This window comes from Proteus cibi, from assembly GCF_003144405.1.
GTDB classification, from domain to species: domain Bacteria; phylum Pseudomonadota; class Gammaproteobacteria; order Enterobacterales; family Enterobacteriaceae; genus Proteus; species Proteus cibi.
This window is the reverse complement of the sequence record NZ_PENW01000031.1, coordinates 195,475-219,971: the sequence shown is the minus strand read 5'-3', so window position 1 is coordinate 219,971 and position 24,497 is coordinate 195,475. Positions and strand designations below refer to the sequence as shown.

Below are 24,497 nucleotides of genomic sequence, written 5' to 3'. Positions count from 1 at the left end.
CTTGTAAATATATCAATTTAAGCAATGGCTTTCATCCCCTATAGTAAAGTCATGCAACACCTCACAGAGAGTGAGGATAATAACAGCAAACACATACACAACGATTTTGGAGTCCCTCATGGCAAATTATTTTAATACATTGAATCTGCGTCAGCAGTTGTCGCAATTGGGTAAATGTCGCTTTATGTCGCGCGAAGAATTTGCTGATGAAGCAAATTACCTGAAAGGCAAAAAAGTCGTTATCGTAGGTTGTGGCGCACAAGGCCTTAACCAAGGTTTAAATATGCGTGATTCCGGTTTGAATATCGCGTATGCCTTACGCCAAGAAGCGATTGATGAGAAACGTGCATCATGGCGTCGTGCAACCGAAAACGGTTTTGAGGTCGGAACTTATGAGGCTTTGATCCCTCAAGCTGATTTAGTGGTTAACTTAACGCCAGACAAACAGCACTCTGCTGTTGTTCAAGCCGTTCAACCGCTGATGAAATCAGGTGCAGCATTAGGCTACTCCCATGGCTTTAATATCGTTGAAGTTGGCGAAAAAATTCGTGATGACATCACTGTTGTTATGGTTGCACCAAAATGCCCAGGTACCGAAGTTCGTGAAGAGTATAAACGTGGTTTTGGTGTTCCAACACTGATTGCTGTTCACCCGGAGAATGATGCAAAAGGTGAAGGCATGGCCATTGCAAAAGCATGGGCTGCGGCAACAGGGGGGCATCGTGCTGGTGTTTTAGAGTCTTCTTTCGTTGCTGAAGTAAAATCTGACTTAATGGGTGAGCAAACTATTCTGTGCGGTATGTTACAAGCAGGCTCTCTGTTATGTTATGACAAAATGGTTGCAGATGGTGTTGAACCAGGCTATGCAGGTAAGTTGCTTCAATTCGGTTGGGAAACAATTACAGAAGCACTCAAGCAAGGTGGTATCACCTTGATGATGGACCGATTATCTAACCCTGCGAAAATGCGTGCTTATGCATTATCAGAACAACTGAAAGAGATCATGGCTCCACTGTTTGCGAAACATATGGATGATATCATTTCAGGTAAATTCTCTGAAACGATGATGGCTGACTGGGCAAATGATGATAAAAACTTGCTGACATGGCGTGAAGAGACTGGAGCAAGTGCATTTGAAAATTATCCTGAATATGAGGGTAAAATTAGTGAGCAAGAGTACTTTGATCATGGTGTATTAATGGTTGCAATGGTTAAAGCGGGTGTTGAATTAGCCTTTGATACCATGATTGAAGCAGGGATCTTTGCGGAGTCAGCTTATTATGAATCACTGCATGAGTTGCCATTAATCGCGAATACCATCGCTCGTAAACGTTTATATGAAATGAACGTGGTTATCTCTGATACCGCAGAATATGGTAACTATCTGTTCTCATTTGCTGTTGTTCCTATGTTGAAAGAGTTTATGACAACCTTGCAATCTGGCGATTTAGCGAAGAAAGTTCAAGATAATGGAACCGATAATGCGCAATTACGTGATATCAATGAAGCTATCCGTCAGCACCCAATCGAAGCGGTAGGTAAAACGTTGCGTGGATATATGACGGATATGAAGAAGATCGCCGTTGGCAACTAATTTTTCGTTGCTCTTGCGCGATAAATGCGTTGGCTACACTCGGTTACCCAAGTCACATACTAATGTATGTTCCTTGGGATAACCTCCTTTGCCGCCTTCTTCTCGCGCAAATAGCTTAGAAAAATAAGCGCTAAGTGTATTTAAAAATAATAAAGGCCACATAGTCTATTAATTAGGTATTCGGTCTTTTATTTAAATAAATCAGAATGTGAACCAGTTCTTTCAAAATGGACTGTATCATCTTCTATTTTATAAATAAGTAGCCAATCAGGTTCAATATGAAGATCTCGACGAGGTTTCCAATTTCCAGTTAATGGATGGTCTTTCAATTGAATTGGTAGTCGTCCTCCTTGCATTAATAGCAGCATAATATCTTTTAGTTTATTGATATCCTTCCCACGTTTTTCTGCGAGTTTTAAATCTTTTTTGAATTGTTCTGAATAGCTAACTTTTCGCATTTAGATATCCAATTTTTTGAATAAATCATTGGCATCTTTGGCATAAAAAACATCATCACCTTTATCTGTTTTTGCAAAAGTTTTTAATGTTTTTTCATTTGGTTGGGTTTGATTACTTTCCACATAAACTCGAATGAGATCTCTTAAAATTTGAGAGGCAGGTCTGTGTTTATTTCGAGCTATTGCAACAAAAGCCTCTTTGAGTTCAACATCAATTTTAGTGGCTATTAATTCGCTTTTTATACTCATAATACACCTCCTTATTTGTTCAAATATCATACATGGTAAAACTTTATTAAACAAGGTTAAACTTCGTTTTACTTAGATAAAATGAGGCTCAAAAAACCGAACCATCTTTCTATGCACTTTCTGCTACAATTATCCTCCGTTATATTCTTGATTAATGAAGTTTGGAAAAAGTATGCGATTAAATCCTGGTCAGCAAAAAGCAGTGGAATATGTGTCAGGTCCTTGTTTGGTCTTGGCAGGAGCGGGCTCAGGTAAAACACGGGTTATTACCAATAAAATTGCACATCTTATTCGTCAATGCCAATACCCAGCTAAGCAAATAGCCGCGGTTACGTTTACCAATAAAGCTGCGCGTGAAATGAAAGAGCGTGTTGCTCAAACCTTAGGTCGTCAAGAAGCGAAGGGATTAATGATCTCAACGTTCCATACCTTGGGATTAGAAATTATTAAACGTGAATACAAAGCGTTAGGTATTAAAGCGAAATTTTCATTGTTTGATGATCAAGACCAATCGGCACTACTCAAAGAATTAACGGCTGATTTATTAGAAGAAGATAAAGATTTACTTTCTCAGTTAAAGAGCCAAATCTCTAACTGGAAAAATGACATGCTGACGCCAGAACAAGCAATGGGAATGGCAAGATCGCAACAAGATCATACATTTGCCGAATGCTTCCGACGTTACGAGCAACATCTGCGTAGTTGTAATGTGCTCGACTTTGATGATTTAATCAGCCGACCAACCATGTTATTACGCACGAATGAAGAAGTGAGAGAGCGCTGGCAACGACGTATTCGTTATTTGCTGGTGGATGAATATCAAGATACGAATACAAGCCAATATGAATTGGTCAAATGGTTGGTTGGCGAAAGAGCTCGCTTTACAGTTGTTGGTGATGATGATCAATCAATCTATTCATGGCGTGGCGCTCGTCCTCAAAATTTAGTGTTATTACAAAAAGATTTCCCACAACTTAATGTGATTAAGCTTGAGCAAAATTATCGTTCTTCTGGGCGTATTCTAAAATCAGCGAATATCTTGATTGAAAATAATCCTCATGTTTTTGAAAAACGATTATTTTCAGAATTAGGTTATGGTGATGAACTGCGAGTTTTAACGGCGAATAATGAAGAGCATGAAGCTGAGCGTGTCGCTGGCGAATTAATTGCTCATCACTTTATTAATAAAACTAATTATAAGGATTATGCGATCCTTTATCGTGGTAACCATCAGTCTCGTATTTTTGAAAAATACTTGATGCAAAATCGTATTCCTTATCGTATTTCAGGTGAAACCTCTTTTTTCTCACGAGAAGAGATAAAAGATATTTTGGCCTATTTACGCGTCATTACTAATCCTGATGATGATGCGGCATTTTTACGTATTGTGAATAAACCTCGTCGTGAAATTGGACCTATGACAATTCAAAAGTTAGGCGAGTGGGCAAAAATTCGAGATAAAAGCTTATACAATGCCTGTTTTGATTTGGGGTTAAGCCAAACATTAACAGGTCGAGGCTTGAATTCATTGCAAGCATTCTCACAATGGATGTCGCGTATAGTGCAAAAATCAGAACGAGAGCCTCTGCTAGCTGTACGTGATTTATTGCATGAAATGGATTATGAAAGTTGGTTATATGAAACCTCAAGTAGCGCGAAAGCCGCGGAAATGAGGATGAAAAATATTAATCAGCTATTTTTATGGATGAGTGAAATGCTTGAAGGTGATGAATTACATGAGCCTATGACGCTTTCTCAAGTCGTTAACCGTTTTACCTTGCGCGATATGATGGAGCGAGGAGAAACAGAAGAAGAGTTAGATCAAGTTCAGTTAATGACATTACATGCCTCTAAAGGCCTTGAATTTCCTCATGTATTTCTAGTGGGCATGGAAGAGGGTATATTGCCACACCAAAGCAGTATTGATGAAGATAATGTAGAAGAAGAAAGACGTCTTGCTTATGTGGGAATTACGCGTGCACAAAAAACACTCACGTTTACGTTATGTAAGGAAAGACGTCAATACGGTGAATTAATCAAACCTGATCCAAGCCGCTTTCTTTATGAATTACCTCAAGATGATTTGAATTGGGATACCAATAAAAAGAAAGTGTTAAGCGCCGAAGAAAAACAAGAGAAAGGACAAAAAGGTGTTGCAGGATTAAGAGCGATGCTGGCAAGGCATAAACCAGAATAGCCTAGAGAGTGATCGATAAAATGAACCCCTTGGCATATTGATCTTCAAGGGGTTTTTATTTTGTATAAGTAAAAAGATTAACTTATACGAGAACTATTTTGTTCTTCAATCATTAAAGACCAATGGACATAACTCTGAAGTTGGATCTCTTCTTGGAGATTTTCAGCACGTAATGGATGCTCATTAAGCCATTGATATGGCAGTGTAATAATGAGTTTCTCATCTTCAGTGCGTAATCGTAATGCAGGGAGAGTATCATCACGGCGACGGCTAGCAAAAATGATGGCTAATCGCAGTAAACGCACCAGTCGATTAGCCTGAGTTATCGGTAAGGCGTTTTGATGATTAAGAGGTGCAAGATCGATGATCCCTGTTTGGTTTTTCAGCAAAGAAGCCAATAAACGTCGTTGTGCAGGTGTGTATCCCGGTAAATCAAGATGAGAGATCAGATAGCTTGCATGTGAAGGTGCTTGGCGGAAATCGACACTTAGGCCAATTTCATGTAATGCACTGGCGCTATTAAGCAACTCACGGCAACGATTATCTAGCTGCCAACTCTTACTGACTTGGATAAAAAAGTGTTCTGCAAGTTGTTGAACGCGGTGCGCTTGCTCAATATCAATCTGAAATCGACGTTGAACATTACGAAGAGTACGTTGGCGGATGTCTTGCTCAATAGGAAGGTGTAACATTCCATAGACTAAGCCTTCTCGTAATGCACCACCTGCTAAGATCATGTTGTCGATATGCAGTGTTTCAAATATGGCGATTAAGATAGCCAGCCCACTCGGAAAAACTAAAGCGCGTTCAAAAGTCAGCCCTTCGATTTCCAACTCTTCCAGTTTTCCACATTCAATGGCTTTGTGTTTGAGCCGCTCAAGCTTAGGTAAGGTGATTAATTCATCCATACCTTGAGCAATCATGATCTCTTGCAATGCTTGTACAGTACCAGAAGCGCCCACACACACTTGCCAGCCTTGCTCAATTAATTTATCCGCTACTGGAGCGAGTATCATTTTGGCTGCGTCTTGTGCTTTAGCAAAATTTTCTTGAGTTAAAGAGCGATCAGTAAAATAACGCTCTAACCAAGTTACACAGCCCATACTTAAACTCATTAATTGTGTCGTTTTAGCGCCAGTACCCGTAACCAGCTCAGTGCTGCCACCACCAATATCGACGACTAAACGTTGCTCTGCACCCCCCGTGGTATGTGCAACGCCACGATAGATAAGGCGTGCTTCTTCCTCACCACTAATAACATGAACCGTATTGCCCAATATTTCAGACGCTTTTGTGACAAAAATATCTGCATTTTTAGCAATACGTAATGTGGCTGTTGCGACGACTCTGATTTGTTCAGTCGGAATATCACGTAGATATTCAGAAAAAAGTCGTAAACATTGCCAACCGCGTTCCATTGCCTGCTCTGACAATTCATTTTCACTGTTTAGGCCAGCAGCGAGTCGAACTTTACGTTTCACGCGGGAAAGGACTTGTATAGAACCCGCGATCTCTCGAACGACTAACATATGAAAACTGTTAGAACCTAAATCAATAGCAGCATAAAGTGATGAGGATTTCAGCATAATTTATGGATGACTCGGGCGTTTATTTCGGTTGTTACGTTGAGTATTATTTCCTCTATTATTTCGCACTGACGCATTGTTGCGACGAGGCTGACCTTGGCGAGGACGGTGACGGCGTTTAGGCTCAGGAAGATCAGCTAATAACGCATCACTATTATATTTACTCACAGGAATAGCATGTTGAATATAAGTCTCAATTGCAGGTAAATTTAGTGCATATTCTTCACACGCAAGGCTGATTGAATTACCACTATTTCCTGCGCGTCCTGTTCTACCTATACGGTGAACATAATCTTCACAATCATCAGGTAAATCATAGTTAAAAACATGCGTTACTGATGGAATATGAAGGCCTCTCGCGGCAACGTCAGTAGCAACCAAAATATCAATATTACCTTGGGTAAAATCTTCTAAAATACGTAGACGTTTTTTCTGAGGAACATCACCTGTTAATAAGCCAACGCGGTGTCCATCTGCGGCAAGGTGTGCCCAAATATCATCACAACGATGTTTTGTATTGGCGAAAATGATACAGCGATCTGGCCACTCTTCTTCAATTAATGTCTGAAGAAGACGCATTTTCTCTTCATTTGAAGGATAAAAGAGTTCTTCTTTTATGCTAAAACCTGTTTTTTGTTCAGGTTCAACTTCAACATATTCAGGATTATTCATCTGCTCAAAAGCCAGCTCTCTTACGCGGTAAGAAAGCGTTGCAGAGAACAGCATATTCATACGTTCAGTCGCAACGGGCATACGACGAAAAATCCAACGAATATCTTTAATAAAGCCGAGATCGTACATTCTGTCAGCTTCATCAAGTACTACAACTTGGATTGCGCTAAGGTTAATATGACCTTGCTTAACGTAGTCAATTAAACGACCTGTTGTGCCAATAACAATATCGACACCACTACTTAATACTTTGAGTTGTTCGTCATAGCCATCGCCACCATAGGCGAGACCCATTTTAATCCCTGTATTTTGCGCAAGCTCTTTAGCATCAGAATAAATCTGCACGGCTAATTCGCGTGTTGGCGCCATAATAAGAGCACGAGGTTGATTGGTTTCATGCCCTTCTTTTGCAGGGTGTGTTAAAAGATAATGAAACGTTGAGGTTAAAAACGCCAACGTTTTGCCTGTTCCTGTTTGGGCTTGCCCGGCAATGTCTTGACCTTTCACAGTGATAGGTAACGTCAATGCCTGAATTTGTGTACAATTAGAGAACCCTTTTTTCTCAAGGGCTTCTATCACTTTTGGATGCAAGGCGAAGTCGGAAAACTTCTTTTCTGTCAAATATGTTTTGCTCATAATGTAATAGAATATCAGTTATGGGTTGCATTACAAAAGTTTATCCGCTGAAATGCAGACAGACTTTTGTTATTTAATGTTACACTGGTACGGTCAATATTATTCTTTGGAGTAGAACAATGAGCGATAAAATCCTTCACTTATCTGACAGCAAATTCGATGCTGATGTATTAAATGCAACCGGCCCTGTGCTCGTTGATTTCTGGGCTGAATGGTGTGGCCCATGTAAAATGATTGCTCCTATTCTAGATGAAGTTGCAACAGAATACGCTGGTAAATTAACAGTTGCGAAGCTAAACATCGATCAAAACCCGCTGACAGCACCAAAATACGGTATTCGTGGTATTCCTACACTGATTTTATTCAAAAACGGTGCAGTTGCTGCGACTAAAGTGGGCGCATTGTCAAAAACTCAACTGAAAGAGTTTTTAGACGAAAATATCTAATTTGATTTAGATATCAAAAATAAAGTAGGACGTTTAGACCTTGTCAGTATTTCTGTTATTGACCGCTAGACGTCCGCTTCGAAGCATGATAAGTTAGCGCCACTTACTTACATAATATATCGGATCTACTTGTCAATATGATTAGACATGATTAAATAAGTCTGAGATATTGAATATCAAGCGTGCAAAGTAATAGAATTGAATAACATGATATGATATTTAATCTAATATGATATTTAATATAAGTAATCTGAATTCATCTAACCAGTCAAGTTGCCTTAGAATAATCTATAGTATTCAAGGAATATAAATTTTTCCAAGTATGTTCCTAACCCATAAGTTGAAAGTACGCTCATGCATCGCGAAAATGAATGTCACTTCTCTGGGATAAAGCTGACTGGTCTAATAGTATTAACACTCTCTAACATTATCATTTTAGTTATACCCTTATGTTAGAAAGTTATAATCTGTAATTTTACACATGACGAAACTGACAGCGATTCGCTGTTATACTATTCACGTTCATAGTTCGAGAGTTACCCCGAGTTATTAAGAACCCACCATTATGAATCTTACCGAATTAAAAAATACGCCGGTATCAGAATTGATAGCACTTGGCGAAAATATGGGGCTAGAGAACCTGGCTCGAATGAGAAAGCAAGACATTATTTTCTCTATCTTGAAGCAACACGCGAAAAGTGGAGAAGATATTTTCGGTGACGGTGTGCTGGAAATATTGCAGGATGGCTTCGGCTTCCTACGTTCCGCAGACAGTTCCTACCTTGCTGGTCCCGATGATATCTACGTTTCTCCAAGTCAAATTCGCCGTTTTAACCTTCGCACTGGTGACACCATCGCAGGGAAAATTCGTCCTCCTAAAGAAGGTGAACGTTATTTTGCCCTCCTAAAAGTTAATGAAGTTAACTTTGATAAACCAGAAAATGCCCGCAGTAAAATCCTCTTTGAAAACTTAACACCTTTACATGCTAATAATCGTTTACGCATGGAACGTGGTAATGGTTCAACAGAAGACTTAACCGCGCGTGTTCTTGACTTAGCGGCACCCATTGGCCGTGGTCAACGTGGTCTTATTGTTGCTCCACCAAAAGCAGGTAAAACCATGTTGCTGCAAAACATTGCGGCAAATATTGCTCATAACTACCCAGATTGCGTATTAATGGTACTTCTGATTGATGAACGTCCAGAAGAAGTGACAGAAATGCAACGCTTAGTAAAAGGGGAAGTTATTGCTTCAACCTTTGACGAGCCAGCTTCTCGCCACGTACAAGTTGCAGAAATGGTGATTGAAAAAGCGAAGCGTTTAGTTGAGCACAAAAAAGACGTTATCATCCTGTTAGACTCCATCACACGTTTAGCGCGTGCGTATAACACCGTTGTTCCTTCATCCGGTAAAGTGTTAACAGGTGGTGTGGATGCAAACGCATTACATCGTCCTAAACGCTTCTTCGGTGCGGCGCGTAATGTTGAAGAAGGTGGTAGCTTGACTATCATTGCAACAGCATTAGTTGATACGGGTTCTAAGATGGACGAAGTGATCTACGAGGAATTTAAAGGTACAGGTAATATGGAATTACACCTGTCTCGTAAAATTGCTGAAAAACGTGTTTTCCCGGCAATTGATTACAATCGTTCTGGTACACGTAAAGAAGAGTTACTGACGTCTCAAGATGAGCTACAAAAAATGTGGATACTGCGTAAAATTATTCATCCAATGGGTGAAATTGACGCAATGGAATTCCTCATTAATAAATTAGCAATGACTAAGACAAATGAAGAATTCTTCGACTTTATGAAACGTTCATAAAGTGGATTAACAAAGTGATTGAGCTGAGAATAGGATTAAACTATTAAAATAGTGTGCTCTGTTACAGAATAAGTAATATCACCTCAATTTATATGCTGTTAAGCTCGTTTACTTTGTAAGAATGACGATATGATGAAAACGCCACAATAGTTGTGGCGTTTTTTGTTTTTCTTATAGATGTAATTTAATTTTAGATTGCAATATTTTAGAGAGATGTTGGTATATATATTGCATGTTTTAGTAATTGATAAAAATAGCGATGGCATCAATAAAAAATAGTTAAGGAAAACTTATAATTGATGAAGGGTGGTGGGTTTTGAATAAACTCGTCGTGGTGAGGCTGGAAAAAAGAATAAAAACACATGGAAGCGTAAAATAACCAGCTATATTTATTATAGAGAACAGTACTGTGGATATACTAAAAATGAGCACAAGCGTTTTTTATGTGTTCTTATTTTCTTTCGCATTTTTATTTCTGGCTCGTAAAATTGCAAAGAAAATTGGACTCGTGGATAAACCGAATTATCGTAAAAAACATCATGGATTGATCCCTCTAGTTGGAGGAATATCAGTCTATTTTGGTATTGTTTTCGCATTTTATATTTCAGATATCTATATTCCCCATAAGGAATTATATCTGGCATGTGCGGGACTCCTTGTTTTTATCGGCGCATTAGATGATCGCTTCGATATTAGTGTCAAAATTAGAGCAACAATCCAAGCTTTTGTTGGGATCGTGATGATGGTGGGTGCGGGATTAAAACTTGACACTCTGGGTCATGCTTTTGGTCCTTGGGAAATGCATTTAGGACCTTTCGGCTATATTGTTACACTTTTCGCTGTTTGGGCAGCAATCAATGCCTTTAATATGGTTGATGGTATTGATGGATTATTAGGTGGTCTTTCTTGTGTCTCTTTTGGCGCACTTGGTATTTTATTATATCAAGGTGGTAATTCAGCTCTTGCATTCTGGTGCTTCTCATTTATCGCGGCAATCTTACCTTATATCCTTTTAAACTTAGGGGTCTGTGGTAAAAAATTCAAAGTCTTTATGGGAGATGCGGGGAGTACACTGATTGGATTTACCATTATTTGGTTATTGGTCGCATCAACACAAACTCAGCCTCGCCCAGTTAAAGCGGTCACTGCATTATGGATAATTGCTATTCCTCTTATGGATATGGTGGCAATTATGTACCGCCGTTTACGTAAAGGAATGAGTCCTTTCTCTCCAGACCGTCAACATATTCACCATTTGATCATGCGTGCAGGTTTTACTTCCCGCCAAGCTTTCATTCTGATTACCTTGTCAGCTGCGTTATTAGCAGCGATTGGTATTATCGGTCAAAACCTATCATTTGTACCTGAATGGTTTATGTTGGCATTATTCTTGCTTGCATTTGTTATGTATGGTTATTGCATTAAACGCGCGTGGCGAGTCGCTCGTTTTATTAAACGACATAAGCGTCGCTTACGTAGAGCAACACAACAGCATTAATATAAAGCAGAGGTTTTTTAACGTGATGAACTCGGAAAATAACGCCTCCCGACAGGGTAATCAGCCAGATAATGAACTCGATATTCGAGGTCTTTTTTGTGCACTTTGGTCAGGAAAAAGCTGGATTATAGGGTTCGCTCTGCTTTTTGCAGTGATTGCACTCGGTGCATCTTATTTGATGCAACCTAAATGGAGTGCAATCGCAATGACAGAGAAACCAACGATTAATAACTTAGGCAGTTACTATTCGCAATCTCAGTTTTTGCGCAATCTTGATACACAGATTAATCCAGCAGCACAAACCTCAGCGTTAACTATCTCAGATGAAGCTTATCAAGAGTTTATTACTCAAATCGCAGCGTTTGATACACGTCGTGAGTTTTGGTTGCAAACGGATTATTTCAAACAGCGCAAAGAGAGTGATGAACAGGCTAATGCTGCGTTATTGGATGAGTTAATTAACAATATTCAATTTACGCCCGCTGATGAGAAAAAATTAGGTAATGATCAACTGAAACTTATCGCGGAAACATCAAAAGAAGCGAGTCAATTATTAAATGAGTATATTGCTTTTGCTAATAAGAGAGCATCTACGCATCTTAATGATGAAGTGATAACGGCTTGGGCAACTCGAACTCAATCAATGAAAGCGCTAGTTAAACGTCAAGAAATGGCGGCTCAATCTGCGTATCAACGCCAAATTAACTTATTAGAGCAATCAATCAAAGTGGCTGAGAAACAGGGGATTTCTCAAAAACAAACCTCAATTGCGATTGATGAGTTACCAGATTCTAAACTGTTTCTGTTAGGTGTTCCTCTGTTGCAATCACAGCTAGAAACTTTAGTCGCAACAGGTGCTGATTTTGATAGTGATTATGATCAAAATACGGCAATGTTAGCGACCCTTGCTGTGGGCGCAAAATTACAAGATAACTTCCAAACTTACCGTTTTCTACGTACCCCTGAAGATCCTGTGAAACGTGATAGTCCTCGTCGTGCCTTTATGATGGTACTTTGGGGCGCTATTGGTGTTTTAGCGGGTGCAGGCGTTGCATTAGTAAGACGCAGTTCATTAAAAAAATAATAATTAAATTTTGTCATTGATGACAATAACGGGACATCAGGTGTTTCGGCACCTGATGTATTGAGAATAAGGGCATATTGCTTTCCCAAAAATAAGCGATATAACAACGAAAAAAAGAGAGCCACTGTGAAAGTGTTGACTGTTTTTGGCACACGCCCTGAAGCGATAAAAATGGCACCTTTAGTGCACGCTTTAGCAAATGATAATTCGTTTGAAGCGAAGGTATGTGTTACGGCCCAACATCGAGAAATGCTTGATCAGGTATTAAATCTTTTTGAGATCCAACCAGATTACGATCTCAATATTATGAAACCAGGACAAGATTTAACGGATATTACCTGTCGTATTTTAGAAGGGTTAAAACCGGTATTAGCGTCATTTCAACCTGATGTTGTTTTGGTACATGGTGATACAACAACGACGATGGCAGCAAGTTTAGCCGCATTTTATCAACGAATTCCAGTTGGTCATGTGGAAGCTGGGCTACGTACGGGTAATCTTTACTCCCCTTGGCCTGAAGAGGCAAACCGCACCATTGCAGGACATCTTGCAATGTATCATTTCGCACCAACAGAAACTGCAAAATTAAATTTGGTACGAGAAGCGGTTGCAGATAAAAATATCTTTGTCACGGGAAATACGGTAATTGATGCGTTATTTTGGGTAAGTGACAGAGTGATGGGCAATCAAACACTCTTAAATGAGCTTGCGGTAAACTATCCATTTATTCAGCCTGACAAGAAAATGATCTTGGTAACAGGACATCGTCGAGAAAGCTTTGGTGGTGGTTTTGAACGTATCTGCCAAGCTTTAGCTGAAATTGCATTAGCACACCCAGATGTCGAAGTTGTCTATCCTGTTCACTTAAACCCTAATGTGAGTGAACCTGTTCAACGTATCCTTCATGGTATTGATAATATTAAGCTAATACAGCCACAAGATTATCTTCCATTCGTTTATTTAATGAACCATGCTTACCTTATTCTGACTGATTCTGGTGGAATTCAAGAAGAAGCCCCTTCATTAGGTAAGCCTGTTCTTGTAATGCGAGACACTACAGAGCGCCCAGAAGCGGTTGAAGCGGGCTCTGTTCGTTTAGTGGGAACAGATACTAAACGTATTGTTAGCGAAGTAACCTCTTTATTGACAGACGAAAACGCGTATCACCAAATGAGTAAGGCGACAAATCCTTATGGTGATGGTCATGCCTGCCAACGTATTCTTGAAGCATTGAAAAAAAATCAGGTGACATTATGAGTTTTGAAACTATTTCTGTTATCGGCCTCGGCTACATTGGTTTACCTACAGCGGCAGCTTTTGCCTCTCGTAAAAAAAGCGTCATCGGTGTTGATGTTAATCAGCATGCAGTGGATACGATCAATAAAGGTCAAATTCACATCGTTGAACCCGATCTTGATAAAGTCGTTAAACAAGCCGTTGAAGAAGGTCATTTAAAAGCCTACACCACGCCACAGCCAGCAGATGCTTATCTTATTGCTGTACCTACACCATTTAAAGGTGAGCATGAGCCTGATTTGGCTTATGTTGAAGCAGCCGCACGCTCTATCGCACCTGTATTAAAGAAAGGTGATCTTATTATTCTAGAGTCAACCTCACCAGTTGGCTCTACTGAAAAAATGGCAGAGTGGTTAGCGGAAGCTCGTCCAGACTTAACTTTCCCTCATCAACAAGGTGAAGATGCTGATATCGATGTTGCTTACTGCCCTGAGCGTGTATTACCGGGACAAGTGATGATAGAGCTTATCCGCAATGACCGTGTTGTGGGTGGCATGAACCGTAAATCATCAGAGCGTGCCAGCGAGTTATACAAGATTTTCCTTGAAGGTGAATGTGTTATCACTAATGCGCGTACCGCGGAAATGTGTAAGCTGACTGAAAATAGTTTCCGTGATGTTAATATTGCGTTTGCTAATGAATTATCCCTGATCTGCGCTGAGCAAGATATTAATGTGTGGGAGCTCATTAGCTTGGCGAACCGCCATCCTCGCGTCAATATTTTACAACCTGGTCCTGGTGTTGGCGGCCACTGTATCGCTGTTGACCCTTGGTTTATCGTGTCACAAAATCCAAAACAATCTCGTTTAATTCACACTGCACGTTTGGTCAATGATGGCAAACCTGTGTGGGTTATCGATCAAGTTAAAGCCGCTGTTGCAGATTGCCTTACTGAGACAGGTAAACGTGCAAACGAAATTAAGATTGCCTGCTTTGGTTTAGCCTTTAAGCCTAATATCGATGACTTACGTGAAAGCCCAGCGATGAATATCACTAAACAAGTTGCGGATTGGCACAGTGGTATAACATTAGCCGTTGAGCCGAATATTCATGAGCTACCAACAAAACTGAAAGGGATCACAGAGTTAGTATCAACAGAACAAGCGCTGAAAGACGCTGATATTGTTTTAATGTTAGTAGATCACCAACAATTTAAAGCGATCCCAGGTAGTAAAGTCACTCAAAAATGGATTGTAGATACTAAAGGAGTATGGCGTTGAAACGCATTCTAGTGACAGGTGGAGCCGGTTTTATCGGCTCTGCTGTTGTTCGACATATTATTGAAAACACCAATGACAGCGTTATTGTGGTGGATAAACTGACTTATGCCGGTAATTTAGAGTCATTAGCAACGGTAGCGGAGAGTGAGCGCTATGCCTTTGAGCAAGTCGATATCTGTGATAGCGCAGAGCTTGATCGCTTATTTGCTCAATATCAGCCAGATGTTGTTATGCACTTAGCGGCCGAAAGCCATGTTGACCGTTCCATCGATGGTCCTGCTGCGTTTATTGAAACCAATATTGTGGGTACTTACACCTTATTGGAAGCCGCTCGTCACTTTTGGCAAGTTTTACCACAAGAAAAGAAAACGGCATTTCGTTTCCACCATATCTCAACAGATGAAGTGTATGGCGATTTAGAAGGTACAGATGATTTCTTCACTGAAACCACACCTTATGCGCCAAGTAGCCCATATTCTGCCTCTAAAGCGTCAAGTGACCATTTAGTGCGTGCTTGGTTACGTACGTATGGTTTACCCACGGTGATCACGAACTGCTCGAATAATTATGGTCCTTACCATTTCCCTGAAAAATTAATCCCATTAATTATCTTAAATGCGATTTCAGGGAAACCATTACCTGTTTATGGTAAAGGTGAACAGATCCGTGATTGGCTCTATGTTGAAGATCATGCTCGTGCCCTCTATTTAGTCGCAACCACAGCAACACCGGGTAAAACTTACAATATTGGTGGACACAATGAGCGTCGCAATATTGATGTTGTTAAAACAATTTGTGCGCTATTAGAAGAGTTGTATCCAGCAAAACCGGAAGGTGTTGCTCAATATGTCGATCTCATCACTTATGTGAAAGACAGACCCGGTCATGACCTGCGCTATGCGATTGACGCGGCGAAAATTGAAGCTGAATTGGGCTGGAAACCAGAAGAGACATTTGAATCTGGCATTCGTAAAACTGTTTTGTGGTATTTAAATAACGAAACTTGGTGGAAACGTGTGTTAGATGGCTCTTATGCAGGTGAACGTCTAGGGCTTGGGAACTGATTAAGTAAAAAAGGATAAATGATGAAAGGTATTATTTTAGCGGGTGGCTCTGGTACACGACTGCATCCGATAACCAAAGGGGTATCGAAGCAGTTATTGCCTATCTATGATAAGCCCATGATCTATTATCCGCTTTCAGTTCTGATGCTTGCTGGTATTCGAGATATTTTGATCATCACAACACCCGATGACATGACCTCATTTCAGCGCTTATTGGGTGATGGTTCTGCATTTGGTGTTCATCTTCAATATAAAGTTCAGCCATCTCCTGATGGCTTAGCTCAAGCCTTTATTTTGGGTGAAGAATTTATTGGTGATGATCATTGCTGTTTAGTCTTAGGTGATAATATCTATTTTGGTCAAGGATTTAGCCCAAAACTAAAACAAGTTGCTCAACGTGAACGTGGTGCGACAGTTTTTGGTTATCAAGTGATGGATCCTGAACGATTTGGTGTTGTTGAATTTGACGATGATTTCAAAGTATTGTCGATTGAAGAAAAGCCTGAGCAACCTAAATCTAACTGGGCAGTGACGGGGCTTTATTTCTACGATAACCGAGTGGTGGATTTTGCCAAACGAGTTAAACCGTCGATCCGTGGTGAACTAGAAATTACGTCGATTAATCAGATGTATCTTGAATGTGGTGAGCTTAACGTTGAACTACTGGGACGTGGTTTTGCGTGGTTAGATACTGGAACTCACGATAGTTTAATTGAAGCCAGCACCTTTGTTCAAACGGTTGAAAAACGCCAAGGATTTAAAGTGGCGTGTCTTGAAGAGATTGCTTGGCGCAATGGTTGGCTCAGTGATGATCAAGTAAGAGAAAGCGCAAAATCACTGTCTAAAACAGGTTATGGTCGCTATCTATTGGATTTATTACATGTCCGTCCTCGCCAATATTAATTATCTTGAGTGGGAAAGCGAGTATTTTTCCCTCAAAACAGGGCGCCTTGAGTTTGATACACAAGCGCCCGCGTTAACAGACGAACAGCTTGACGCTTTTGCTGTGGTTCAAGCTAAAGTCGCATCTCATGAGCTTTCTCTCATCGATAAACTCAGTCAATTAGGTTTTCAATTTGCGGAAGGTGAAATTGATTTTAAACTTTCAATTGGCACAGAAAATGCTTGTAAGAAAACGATAGAATATCGTTTTAGAAAAGCGAATGAAGAGGATATCGATTTATTGATGGCAACGGCTTCAAACGTTTTTGTACAAAGTCGTTTTAGAACACCTTGGTATCAAGAAGGTGATAGCAGTCGTTTTTATGCATTATGGGTGAAAAAAGCAGTGTTAGGCACGTTCGATGATATCTGCTTACTGACTTATGATGCTGAAAATAATGTCAGTGGTTTTGTCACTTTACGCCATCTATCTGAAAGTGAAGCAAGAGTGGGATTACTCGCAGTAATGCCCAACAGAATAGGACAAGGCATTGGTAAACAACTGATGTCGGCCGCGAAGTATTGGTGTCAACAACAAGGTATTTCAACCTTATATGTTGCAACACAGATCAGCAATATTGCAGCTTCGCGTTTATATACACACTGTGGGGGCTTAATAGAGAGCACCACTTATTGGTTATACAGGGGATAATATGATTCCGTTTAATAAACCACCGGTTGTCGGCACAGAATTAGAATATATGAAACAAGCTATGGAAAGTGGCAAACTCTGTGGTGATGGCAATTTCACAAAGAAATGTGAAAAGTGGTTAGAAGAACAATTTCATTGTCATAAAACGCTGTTAACACCCTCTTGTACAGCATCGCTTGAAATGGCTGCCATCTTATTAGACATCAAGCCTGGCGATGAAGTTATTATGCCAAGTTTTACCTTTGTTTCGACCTCTAATGCGTTTGTATTACGTGGCGCGACGATCGTTTTCGTTGATATTCGTCCAGATACGATGAATATTGATGAAACAAAAATTGAAGCGGCTATTACAGATAAAACTCGCGCTATTGTACCGGTTCATTATGCTGGTGTTGCATGTGAAATGGATACGATTATGGCGATTGCGAAAAAACATAATCTGTTTGTTATCGAAGATGCTGCACAAGGTGTCATGTCAACTTACAAGGGCAAAGCGCTTGGTACGATTGGTCATATTGGTTGCTATAGTTTCCATGAAACTAAAAACTACTCATCAGGCGGTGAGGGGGGGGCAACGTTAATTAACGATCCTGATTTAATCAATCGCGCAGAAGTTATTCGTGAAAAAGGAACTAACCGCAGTCAATTTTTCCGTGGTCAGGTAGATAAATATACTTGGCGTGATATTGGTTCCAGCTACTTAATGTCGGATTTACAAGCCGCTTATCTGTGGGCTCAACTTGAAGAAGCTGAAAAAATTAATGAGCGTCGTTTAGCATTTTGGCAGATTTACTATGATGCATTGACTCCATTAGCGGAAAAAGGTTTATTGGCGCTTCCAGTCGTTCCTGAAGGGTTAGAACACAATGCACATATGTTCTATATCAAACTGAAAGATATTGAGCAACGTACCGCATTTAATGATTACATGAAAGAACACGGAGTCTTAACGGTATTCCACTATGTGTCATTGCATACTAGCCCTGCGGGTATGAAGTTTGGCCGCTTTGATGGTGAAGATATTTTCACAACGCAAGAAAGTGAACGTTTAGTACGTTTACCTATGTTCTACAATATGACAGAAGAAGAGCAACAGACTGTTATTGGTCATATTCGCGACTTCTTTGCTTAATTATGTCATTAGCCAAAGCTTCAATTTGGACAGCCGGATCAACCCTGATAAAAATCGGGGCTGGTCTGCTTGTCGTTAAGTTACTTGCTGTTTCTTTTGGTCCAACAGGGGTCGGTTTAGCGGGTAACTTTCGTCAATTAATCACCGTACTAGGCGTCTTATCTGGTGCGGGTATTTTTAATGGTGTGACGAAATTAATCGCACAATATCAAGATGATGATATTCAACGTAAAAAAGTGTTAGGTACGTCATCATTCATGATTTTACTGTTTTCCACACTATTAGCGATTTTATTTCTTCTTTTTTCTGCCTCTATTAGCCAAGTGTTATTTGGTGATGATTATCAGCAATATCAGGATATTGTAAGAGCCGTTGCTTTTATTCAAATGGGGATAGCATATAGCAACTATTTTCTTGCCATATTAAAAGGTTATCGTGATGCGGCAGGTAATGCCTTATCCGTGATTGCGGGTAGCATTATTGGTGTTGTTGCTTATTATTTGTGCTATTTATTTGCGGGTTATCACGGTGCATTAATTGGGCTCGCCTTAGTGCCTGCACTTATTTTATTTCCTGCTACATTTTTAGTAGTAAAGCGTAACCGCTTCGCTTTAAGCGAGCTTAAACCCCATTGGGATAAGGCGATAGCAAGTCATCTTGGTAAGTTTACCATTATGGCAATACTGACATCGATAACCTTACCCGTTGCTTATATCATGATGCGTAACTTACTTGCTGAGCACTATAGCTGGGAAGACGTGGGGATTTGGCAAGGGGTGACTAGTATTTCAGATGCTTATTTGCAATTTATTACCGCATCTTTTTCTGTTTATTTACTGCCCACACTCTCCCGCCTAACGCAAAAGAGTGATATTACCAAAGAGATTGTTAAATCACTGAGATTTGTATTACCGGCGGTAGCGGCTGCGAGTTTTATGGTGTGGTTATTACGTGATTTTGCGATTTGGTTACTGTTTTCAGATAAATTTGTCGCTATGCGTGATTTATTTGCATGGCAACTTGTCGGTGATGTTTTAAAAGTAGGCGCTTATGTCTTTGGCTATCTTGTCATTGCAAAAGCGGCACTGCGTTTTTATATCCTTACAGAAGTAAGCCAGTTTGCCTTATTAACGCTATTTTCGCGTTGGCTTATTCCTGAGCATGGCGCACTGGGTGCAGCTCAAGCCTATATGGCAACGTATATTATTTACTTCCTTCTCTGTAGTTCTGTTTTCGTGATTTATTGCAGGCGCAAATGACAACTTTGATTTACGTACTAGGTTCAGACATTGTGCATCATAACAACACAATGTTACGGTTTTTTAACGACCACCTCGTGACTGAGGCGGGGTTAACGTATAAACCTCGTTTTATCGTTGCCAGTAAAAATACTTCACTGCAAGAAAGCTACCCAGCTTTAGATATTGAGTGTTTAGCTGATAAAAAGCAGGTTGCACAGAGAGTGATCACATTGGCAAACGCGGATACTCACCAACGATTCCTGTTTTTAGGTCAGTTTAATGCGCCTATTTGGTTGGCATTATTGACGGGCAAGATTAAACGTCATCAATTTTGGTGGCATATTTGGGGTGCTGATTTATATCAGGATTCTAAGCAGTTAAAATTTAGACTCTTTTATCTTCTTCGTAAACTCGCTCAAAAGCGTGTGGGGCGAGTATTTGGTACACGAGGTGATCTGAATTACTTTGCGCAATTTAACGTTAATATTCCAGCCAGTTTGCTCTATTTTCCAACAAGAATGGACCCTGCGCTGACCGTGACAGAAAAAGCGCCTATTGATGAGAAACAACTGACCATTATTGTGGGTAATTCAGGAGATAGATCGAATCGTCATATTGAAGCTTTACAGGCAATAGCAGAGCAATATGGCACTCGTGCAAAAGTGATTGTTCCAATGGGATATCCTGACAACAATCACGTTTATATTGATGAAGTCGCCCAAGCCGCTAGCCAGTTACTTCCCTATAATCAGGTTGAAATATTACGTGATAAATTGGCATTTGATGATTATCTTGCGTTATTGAAAACATGCGATTTAGGCTATTTTATTTTTCATCGTCAGCAAGGTATTGGCACGCTTTGTCTGCTTATTCAATTTGCGATCCCTTTTGTTATTAGTCGTCAAAACCCATTTTGGCAGGACTTAACTGAGCAAAATGTGCCTGTTTTTTTCTCGGGTGACAAATTAGATGTGGCGCTGATTGAAGAGGCAAAACGTCAATTGCTGATGCTTGAACGCCAAAATATCGCTTTCTTTGCGCCTAATTTTACGGACGGTTGGAAAGAGTTAATAGAGATGAGTACAGGAGAGCCGCAATGACATTGGCGGAACTGGGTGGCTTAACACTTGTTTATTTTATCTCTTTAAGTTTTATTTTATTGCTGACTTATCAAGAGTTTCGTCGAGTTCGCTTTAATTTTAATGTTTTTTTCTCAATGCTTTATCTGCTGACCTTTTATTTTGGTTTTCCACTGACTTGTATGTTGGTATTCCAATTTGATGTCGCCGTTGTACCTGTTGATTCATTATTATACGCGCTATTAGCTTCTACCAGCTTCTACGCAATTTATTATGTTACCTATAAGGTGAGGTTGAGAAAATCGGTTGACGGCTCTTCTAGGTCGTTATTTACGATGAATAGAGTAGAAACCAATCTCACTTGGATTTTATTGGCATTAATTGCATTTGTTACTGTGGGAATTTTCTTTCTACAAAATGGCTTTTTACTCTTTAAGCTCAAAACGTATAGCCAAATTTTTTCAAGCCAAGTGTCAGGTGTCGCACTTAAACGCTTTTTCTATTTCTTTATTCCCGCAATGCTGGTGGTTTATTTCTTAAAACCAACTCAACAACGCTGGATTTTCTTCCTTTGTGCAACAGTGGGGTTCGGGATTTTAACTTACATTATCGTAGGTGGAACTCGCGCTAATATCATCATCGCGTTTGCACTGTTTTTGTTTATTGGTATTGTTCGTGGCTGGATAACCTTGTGGATGCTGGTTGCAGCAGGGGTTATGAGCATCGTTGGAATGTTCTGGTTGGCATTAAAACGCTATGGGCTTGATGTGAGTGGTGCCGAGGCATTCTATACTTTCTTATACCTTACTCGTGATACGTTCTCTCCTTGGGAAAACCTCGCTTTGTTACTTAATAATTATGACAAGATTGAGTTTCAAGGACTGGCACCGATAATTCGTGATTTTTATGTCTTTATTCCTTCTTGGGTATGGCCAGAACGCCCTGACGTTGTACTAAATTCGGCAAATTACTTTACATGGGAAGTGCTTAATTACCATGCGGGTCTTGCTATTTCACCGACCTTAATTGGTTCATTGGTTGTCATGGGAGGCATTGTCTTTATCCCATTAGGTGCAATTGTCGTAGGATTGATTATTAAGTGGTTTGATTGGCTATATCAGCAAGGGCTTAATGAAAGCAACCGTTATAAATCGGCTATTTTGCAAGCTTTTTGCTTTGGGGCTATTTTTAATATGATTGTTTTGGCGCGGGAAGGTGTTGATTCTTTCGTTTCTCGCGTTGTGTTTTTCTGTTTAATTTTTGGTTTATGTTTGGTCATCGCCAAACTGCTTTATTGGTTATTTGAAAGTGCGGGATTAGTGCGTAATTACGTCACTCGTCAAATACAAAGTGAACCTCGTTGTTTAGAGAAAAAGGAAAAGTAATGGGACCCAATTCAATTCCGAAGTATTCAATCCGTGGACATAATATCTGGGGATTTCGCGATATGGCTCATTTTCTGGATTATCTCTATGAAGGAGCACAAATAAAAAGTGGTTCTCTGATTGCCATTAATGCAGAAAAAATTCTCACCGCAGAAACAGATTCAGCCCTCAATGCGCTACTCAATGAAGCTGATTATCTTTATGCAGATGGTATCAGTGTCGTACGAGGTATTCGTCGCAAATATCCTGATGCAAATGTTTCTCGTATTGCCGGTGCCGATTTATGGGAAGCGTTAATGGAAAGAGCGGGTAAAGAGGGAACCCCTGTCTTTCTTGTCGGTGGTAAACCGGACATTCTTTCTCAAACTGAAGACAAACTTAAAGCACAGTGGAACGTAAATATTGTGGGGAGTCAGAACGGTTATTTCACGCCACAAGATAGAGAGGCGTTATTTGAGCGTATAAAGGCCTCTGGTGCGAAGATAGTGACTATTGCCATGGGATCACCTAAGCAAGAGTTATTTATTCGTGCATGTCGTGAAATTTATCCTGATGCTTTATACATGGGCGTTGGCGGAACTTATGACGTATTTACAGGCCATGTTAAAAGAGCACCGAAAGCATGGCAAAATCTTGGACTAGAGTGGTTATATCGTTTGTTATCACAACCAAGTCGAATTAAGCGCCAATTTAAGCTGTTAAAATTCGTTGGGTATTATTATTCCAATAAATTGTAATCGTCATAGCGCCTTTTTTGTTAGCTGGAACTGATTAAATGACTTATTCATGTTTTTATCTAGCATCTTGATTGTTTAATTATTATACTGATGGGGCGTTTAGCGTGTAAAAACGCTCCATTTATCGACGAAATGCACAAACTATCGTCAAACAAACTTTTTTTTTCAAAAAGCACTAGACAGACAGAGCGTAAATCCGTACTATCCTCTCCCGCAACGGCGTGAAGCGCCCGTAGCTCAGCTGGATAGAGCGCTGCCCTCCGGAGGCAGAGGTCTCAGGTTCGAATCCTGTCGGGCGCGCCATTAAAGCGTGCTAAGAGTTACGGTGAAGAACGTTGTTGTAAGAAGTAATAAGATAGCTGTTATGGTGGCTATAGCTCAGTTGGTAGAGCCCTGGATTGTGATTCCAGTTGTCGTGGGTTCGAGTCCCATTAGCCACCCCATCTTATCTTAGTTATTGTTTATGCGAGGGTGGCGGAATTGGTAGACGCGCTAGCTTCAGGTGTTAGTGTCCTAACGGACGTGGGGGTTCAAGTCCCCCCCTTCGCACCAATAAACAAGATAAGAACAGTGATACAGACGGCGAGTAGCGCAGCCTGGTAGCGCAACTGGTTTGGGACCAGTGGGTCGGAGGTTCGAATCCTCTCTCGCCGACCAATAAGAAAGAGCCTCGATAATATCGAGGCTTTTTCGTATCTACGATTTACCTTTTTAAAAACCACTATATCATTTCTACTTCTACTTCTACTTCTACTTCTACTTCTACTTCTACTTCTACTTCTACTTCTACTTCTACTTCTACAATTCGTTACGCTTACCCATACTTTTATTTCTTGTTATATGTTCCAGATAAGAAAACCAAAATGATGTTTTTAACGGAAATGCTATCCTTATTACTTAAGGGTTATTGATAATTTAATTTATTGCCGAATTTTAATCTTCATAAATAGATGAGTTACACTTATAAAATAATGGATGATAATTATATGAAATATAAGCCTTTTATTTTATTTGTCGGCAAATGCCAACACTCAGTGTTTTTAATGTCTCCAATTGGAGACATGCAACCTATTGATTTTGTATCATTAAATAATCAGTGCGTTTTTATTGTCGTGAAAAAGAGACGTATATCAGACCTTATATTTTCTTTTCTATTTAGCAATAGCATGGTGAAAACATAGTTCATCGCTTCTTTATCATTGAAAATGAGTAAAGCCGGAAAGAGAAACTAAAATTCAATACGTTACCTTATACATTTTAGAAATAGAGGCTATTTTAATAAAAAATGCAAAATTGGCACGTTAAATGCAATATGTATATTGTAGATGCTCATTCCACTCCTTATGACAGCATATGACTTCATAAACCTAGGAATGATGCAGAGCCGATTATTCGGTGCCTACGTCCACGTTAACGATGAACATCATTCATCATCAACAGGACGAAACGTTGAGTGAGGCACCATCCGTCTGTAGACCTGATTGTATATTTATGCGCCTGTATA

The 24,497-nt window shown here is 39.9% G+C and carries 20 protein-coding genes and 4 tRNA genes; 20 read left to right on the top strand and 4 right to left on the bottom strand.

Annotation, left to right across the window (positions count from 1 at the left end; all coding sequences use genetic code 11):
- Window positions 1–118: 118 nt before the first annotated feature.
- Window positions 119–1,594 carry a ketol-acid reductoisomerase gene (gene ilvC, locus DK865_RS16445; protein WP_109392364.1) on the top strand — a complete coding sequence of 492 codons (1,476 nt, stop codon included), beginning with the start codon at window positions 119–121 and terminating at the stop codon, window positions 1,592–1,594.
- Between the two features lie 188 nt (window positions 1,595–1,782).
- Here the strand turns inward: ilvC and DK865_RS16440 are convergent, their stop codons facing one another.
- Together DK865_RS16440 and DK865_RS16435 are read right to left on the bottom strand one after the other, a co-directional pair.
- A complete protein-coding gene (locus tag DK865_RS16440) occupies window positions 1,783–2,052 on the bottom strand; it encodes a type II toxin-antitoxin system YafQ family toxin (RefSeq protein ID WP_109392363.1) in 270 nt (89 codons plus the stop codon).
- On the bottom strand, window positions 2,053–2,301 hold the full coding sequence (locus tag DK865_RS16435; RefSeq protein ID WP_036914743.1) for a ribbon-helix-helix domain-containing protein: 249 nt from the start codon (window positions 2,299–2,301) through the stop codon (window positions 2,053–2,055). It lies immediately after the preceding gene.
- Between the two features lie 172 nt (window positions 2,302–2,473).
- Between DK865_RS16435 and rep the strand changes: the two genes are divergently transcribed.
- Entirely contained in the window at window positions 2,474–4,498 is a 2,025-nt protein-coding gene (gene rep, locus DK865_RS16430) for a DNA helicase Rep (protein ID WP_109392362.1), read from the top strand.
- 77 nt (window positions 4,499–4,575) lie between these two features.
- Here rep and gppA read toward each other — a convergent pair whose 3' ends face one another.
- Both gppA and rhlB read right to left on the bottom strand, forming a co-directional pair.
- Window positions 4,576–6,084: a guanosine-5'-triphosphate,3'-diphosphate diphosphatase gene (gppA, locus tag DK865_RS16425; RefSeq protein WP_109392361.1), complete on the bottom strand. Its 1,509-nt coding sequence runs from the start codon at window positions 6,082–6,084 to the stop codon at window positions 4,576–4,578.
- A gap of 3 nt (window positions 6,085–6,087) precedes the next feature.
- Window positions 6,088–7,392 carry an ATP-dependent RNA helicase RhlB gene (rhlB, locus tag DK865_RS16420; RefSeq protein ID WP_023583650.1) on the bottom strand — a complete coding sequence of 435 codons (1,305 nt, stop codon included), beginning with the start codon at window positions 7,390–7,392 and terminating at the stop codon, window positions 6,088–6,090.
- Between the two features lie 119 nt (window positions 7,393–7,511).
- Here rhlB and trxA point away from each other — a divergent pair, with 119 nt between their 5' ends.
- The 18 genes from trxA to DK865_RS16330 all read left to right on the top strand — a co-directional run bounded on the left by trxA (window position 7,512) and on the right by DK865_RS16330 (window position 23,650).
- Window positions 7,512–7,838, top strand: a complete 327-nt coding sequence (gene trxA, locus DK865_RS16415) for a thioredoxin TrxA (protein WP_006535838.1) — start codon at window positions 7,512–7,514, stop codon at window positions 7,836–7,838.
- 565 nt (window positions 7,839–8,403) lie between these two features.
- Window positions 8,404–9,663: a transcription termination factor Rho gene (rho, locus tag DK865_RS16410; protein ID WP_023583649.1), complete on the top strand. Its 1,260-nt coding sequence runs from the start codon at window positions 8,404–8,406 to the stop codon at window positions 9,661–9,663.
- Window positions 9,664–10,072: 409 nt separating this feature from the next.
- The gene (gene wecA / locus DK865_RS16405; protein ID WP_036914738.1) at window positions 10,073–11,161 is read left to right on the top strand and encodes a UDP-N-acetylglucosamine--undecaprenyl-phosphate N-acetylglucosaminephosphotransferase; all 1,089 of its coding nucleotides are present in this window, start codon (window positions 10,073–10,075) and stop codon (window positions 11,159–11,161) included.
- A 25-nt stretch (window positions 11,162–11,186) separates the two neighbouring features.
- The gene (gene wzzE, locus DK865_RS16400; RefSeq protein ID WP_023583648.1) at window positions 11,187–12,245 is read left to right on the top strand and encodes an ECA polysaccharide chain length modulation protein; all 1,059 of its coding nucleotides are present in this window, start codon (window positions 11,187–11,189) and stop codon (window positions 12,243–12,245) included.
- A 126-nt stretch (window positions 12,246–12,371) separates the two neighbouring features.
- Window positions 12,372–13,502, top strand: coding sequence for a non-hydrolyzing UDP-N-acetylglucosamine 2-epimerase (wecB, locus tag DK865_RS16395; protein WP_036914734.1), 1,131 nt, complete (start codon window positions 12,372–12,374; stop codon window positions 13,500–13,502).
- A complete protein-coding gene (gene wecC / locus DK865_RS16390; RefSeq protein WP_023583647.1) occupies window positions 13,499–14,761 on the top strand; it encodes a UDP-N-acetyl-D-mannosamine dehydrogenase in 1,263 nt (420 codons plus the stop codon). The genes wecB and wecC overlap by 4 nt, the downstream gene beginning before the upstream one ends.
- Window positions 14,758–15,825, top strand: coding sequence for a dTDP-glucose 4,6-dehydratase (gene rffG / locus DK865_RS16385; protein ID WP_036914761.1), 1,068 nt, complete (start codon window positions 14,758–14,760; stop codon window positions 15,823–15,825). Before wecC ends, rffG begins: the two co-directional genes overlap by 4 nt.
- A gap of 21 nt (window positions 15,826–15,846) precedes the next feature.
- Complete coding sequence (gene rfbA, locus DK865_RS16380) at window positions 15,847–16,728, top strand: glucose-1-phosphate thymidylyltransferase RfbA (protein ID WP_036914733.1); 882 nt, start codon at window positions 15,847–15,849, stop codon at window positions 16,726–16,728.
- Window positions 16,706–17,419 (top strand): dTDP-4-amino-4,6-dideoxy-D-galactose acyltransferase, encoded by a 714-nt coding sequence (rffC, locus tag DK865_RS16375; protein WP_023583644.1) that lies wholly within the window; start codon window positions 16,706–16,708, stop codon window positions 17,417–17,419. The genes rfbA and rffC overlap by 23 nt, the downstream gene beginning before the upstream one ends.
- Before the next feature lies 1 nt (window position 17,420).
- A complete protein-coding gene (rffA, locus tag DK865_RS16370; protein WP_075674230.1) occupies window positions 17,421–18,551 on the top strand; it encodes a dTDP-4-amino-4,6-dideoxygalactose transaminase in 1,131 nt (376 codons plus the stop codon).
- 2 nt (window positions 18,552–18,553) lie between these two features.
- Window positions 18,554–19,810, top strand: coding sequence for a lipid III flippase WzxE (wzxE, locus tag DK865_RS16365; protein ID WP_109392360.1), 1,257 nt, complete (start codon window positions 18,554–18,556; stop codon window positions 19,808–19,810).
- Window positions 19,807–20,892 (top strand): TDP-N-acetylfucosamine:lipid II N-acetylfucosaminyltransferase, encoded by a 1,086-nt coding sequence (locus DK865_RS16360; protein WP_109392359.1) that lies wholly within the window; start codon window positions 19,807–19,809, stop codon window positions 20,890–20,892. The genes wzxE and DK865_RS16360 overlap by 4 nt, the downstream gene beginning before the upstream one ends.
- On the top strand, window positions 20,889–22,256 hold the full coding sequence (wzyE, locus tag DK865_RS16355; protein ID WP_023583640.1) for an ECA oligosaccharide polymerase: 1,368 nt from the start codon (window positions 20,889–20,891) through the stop codon (window positions 22,254–22,256). Before DK865_RS16360 ends, wzyE begins: the two co-directional genes overlap by 4 nt.
- Entirely contained in the window at window positions 22,256–22,993 is a 738-nt protein-coding gene (wecG, locus tag DK865_RS16350) for a lipopolysaccharide N-acetylmannosaminouronosyltransferase (protein ID WP_023583639.1), read from the top strand. Before wzyE ends, wecG begins: the two co-directional genes overlap by 1 nt.
- A gap of 226 nt (window positions 22,994–23,219) precedes the next feature.
- Window positions 23,220–23,296: transfer RNA gene (locus DK865_RS16345), tRNA-Arg, on the top strand.
- A gap of 64 nt (window positions 23,297–23,360) precedes the next feature.
- A tRNA-His gene (locus tag DK865_RS16340) sits at window positions 23,361–23,436 on the top strand.
- 22 nt (window positions 23,437–23,458) lie between these two features.
- Window positions 23,459–23,545 (top strand) — tRNA-Leu (locus DK865_RS16335).
- Window positions 23,546–23,573: 28 nt separating this feature from the next.
- Window positions 23,574–23,650: transfer RNA gene (locus DK865_RS16330), tRNA-Pro, on the top strand.
- Window positions 23,651–24,497 lie beyond the last annotated feature (847 nt).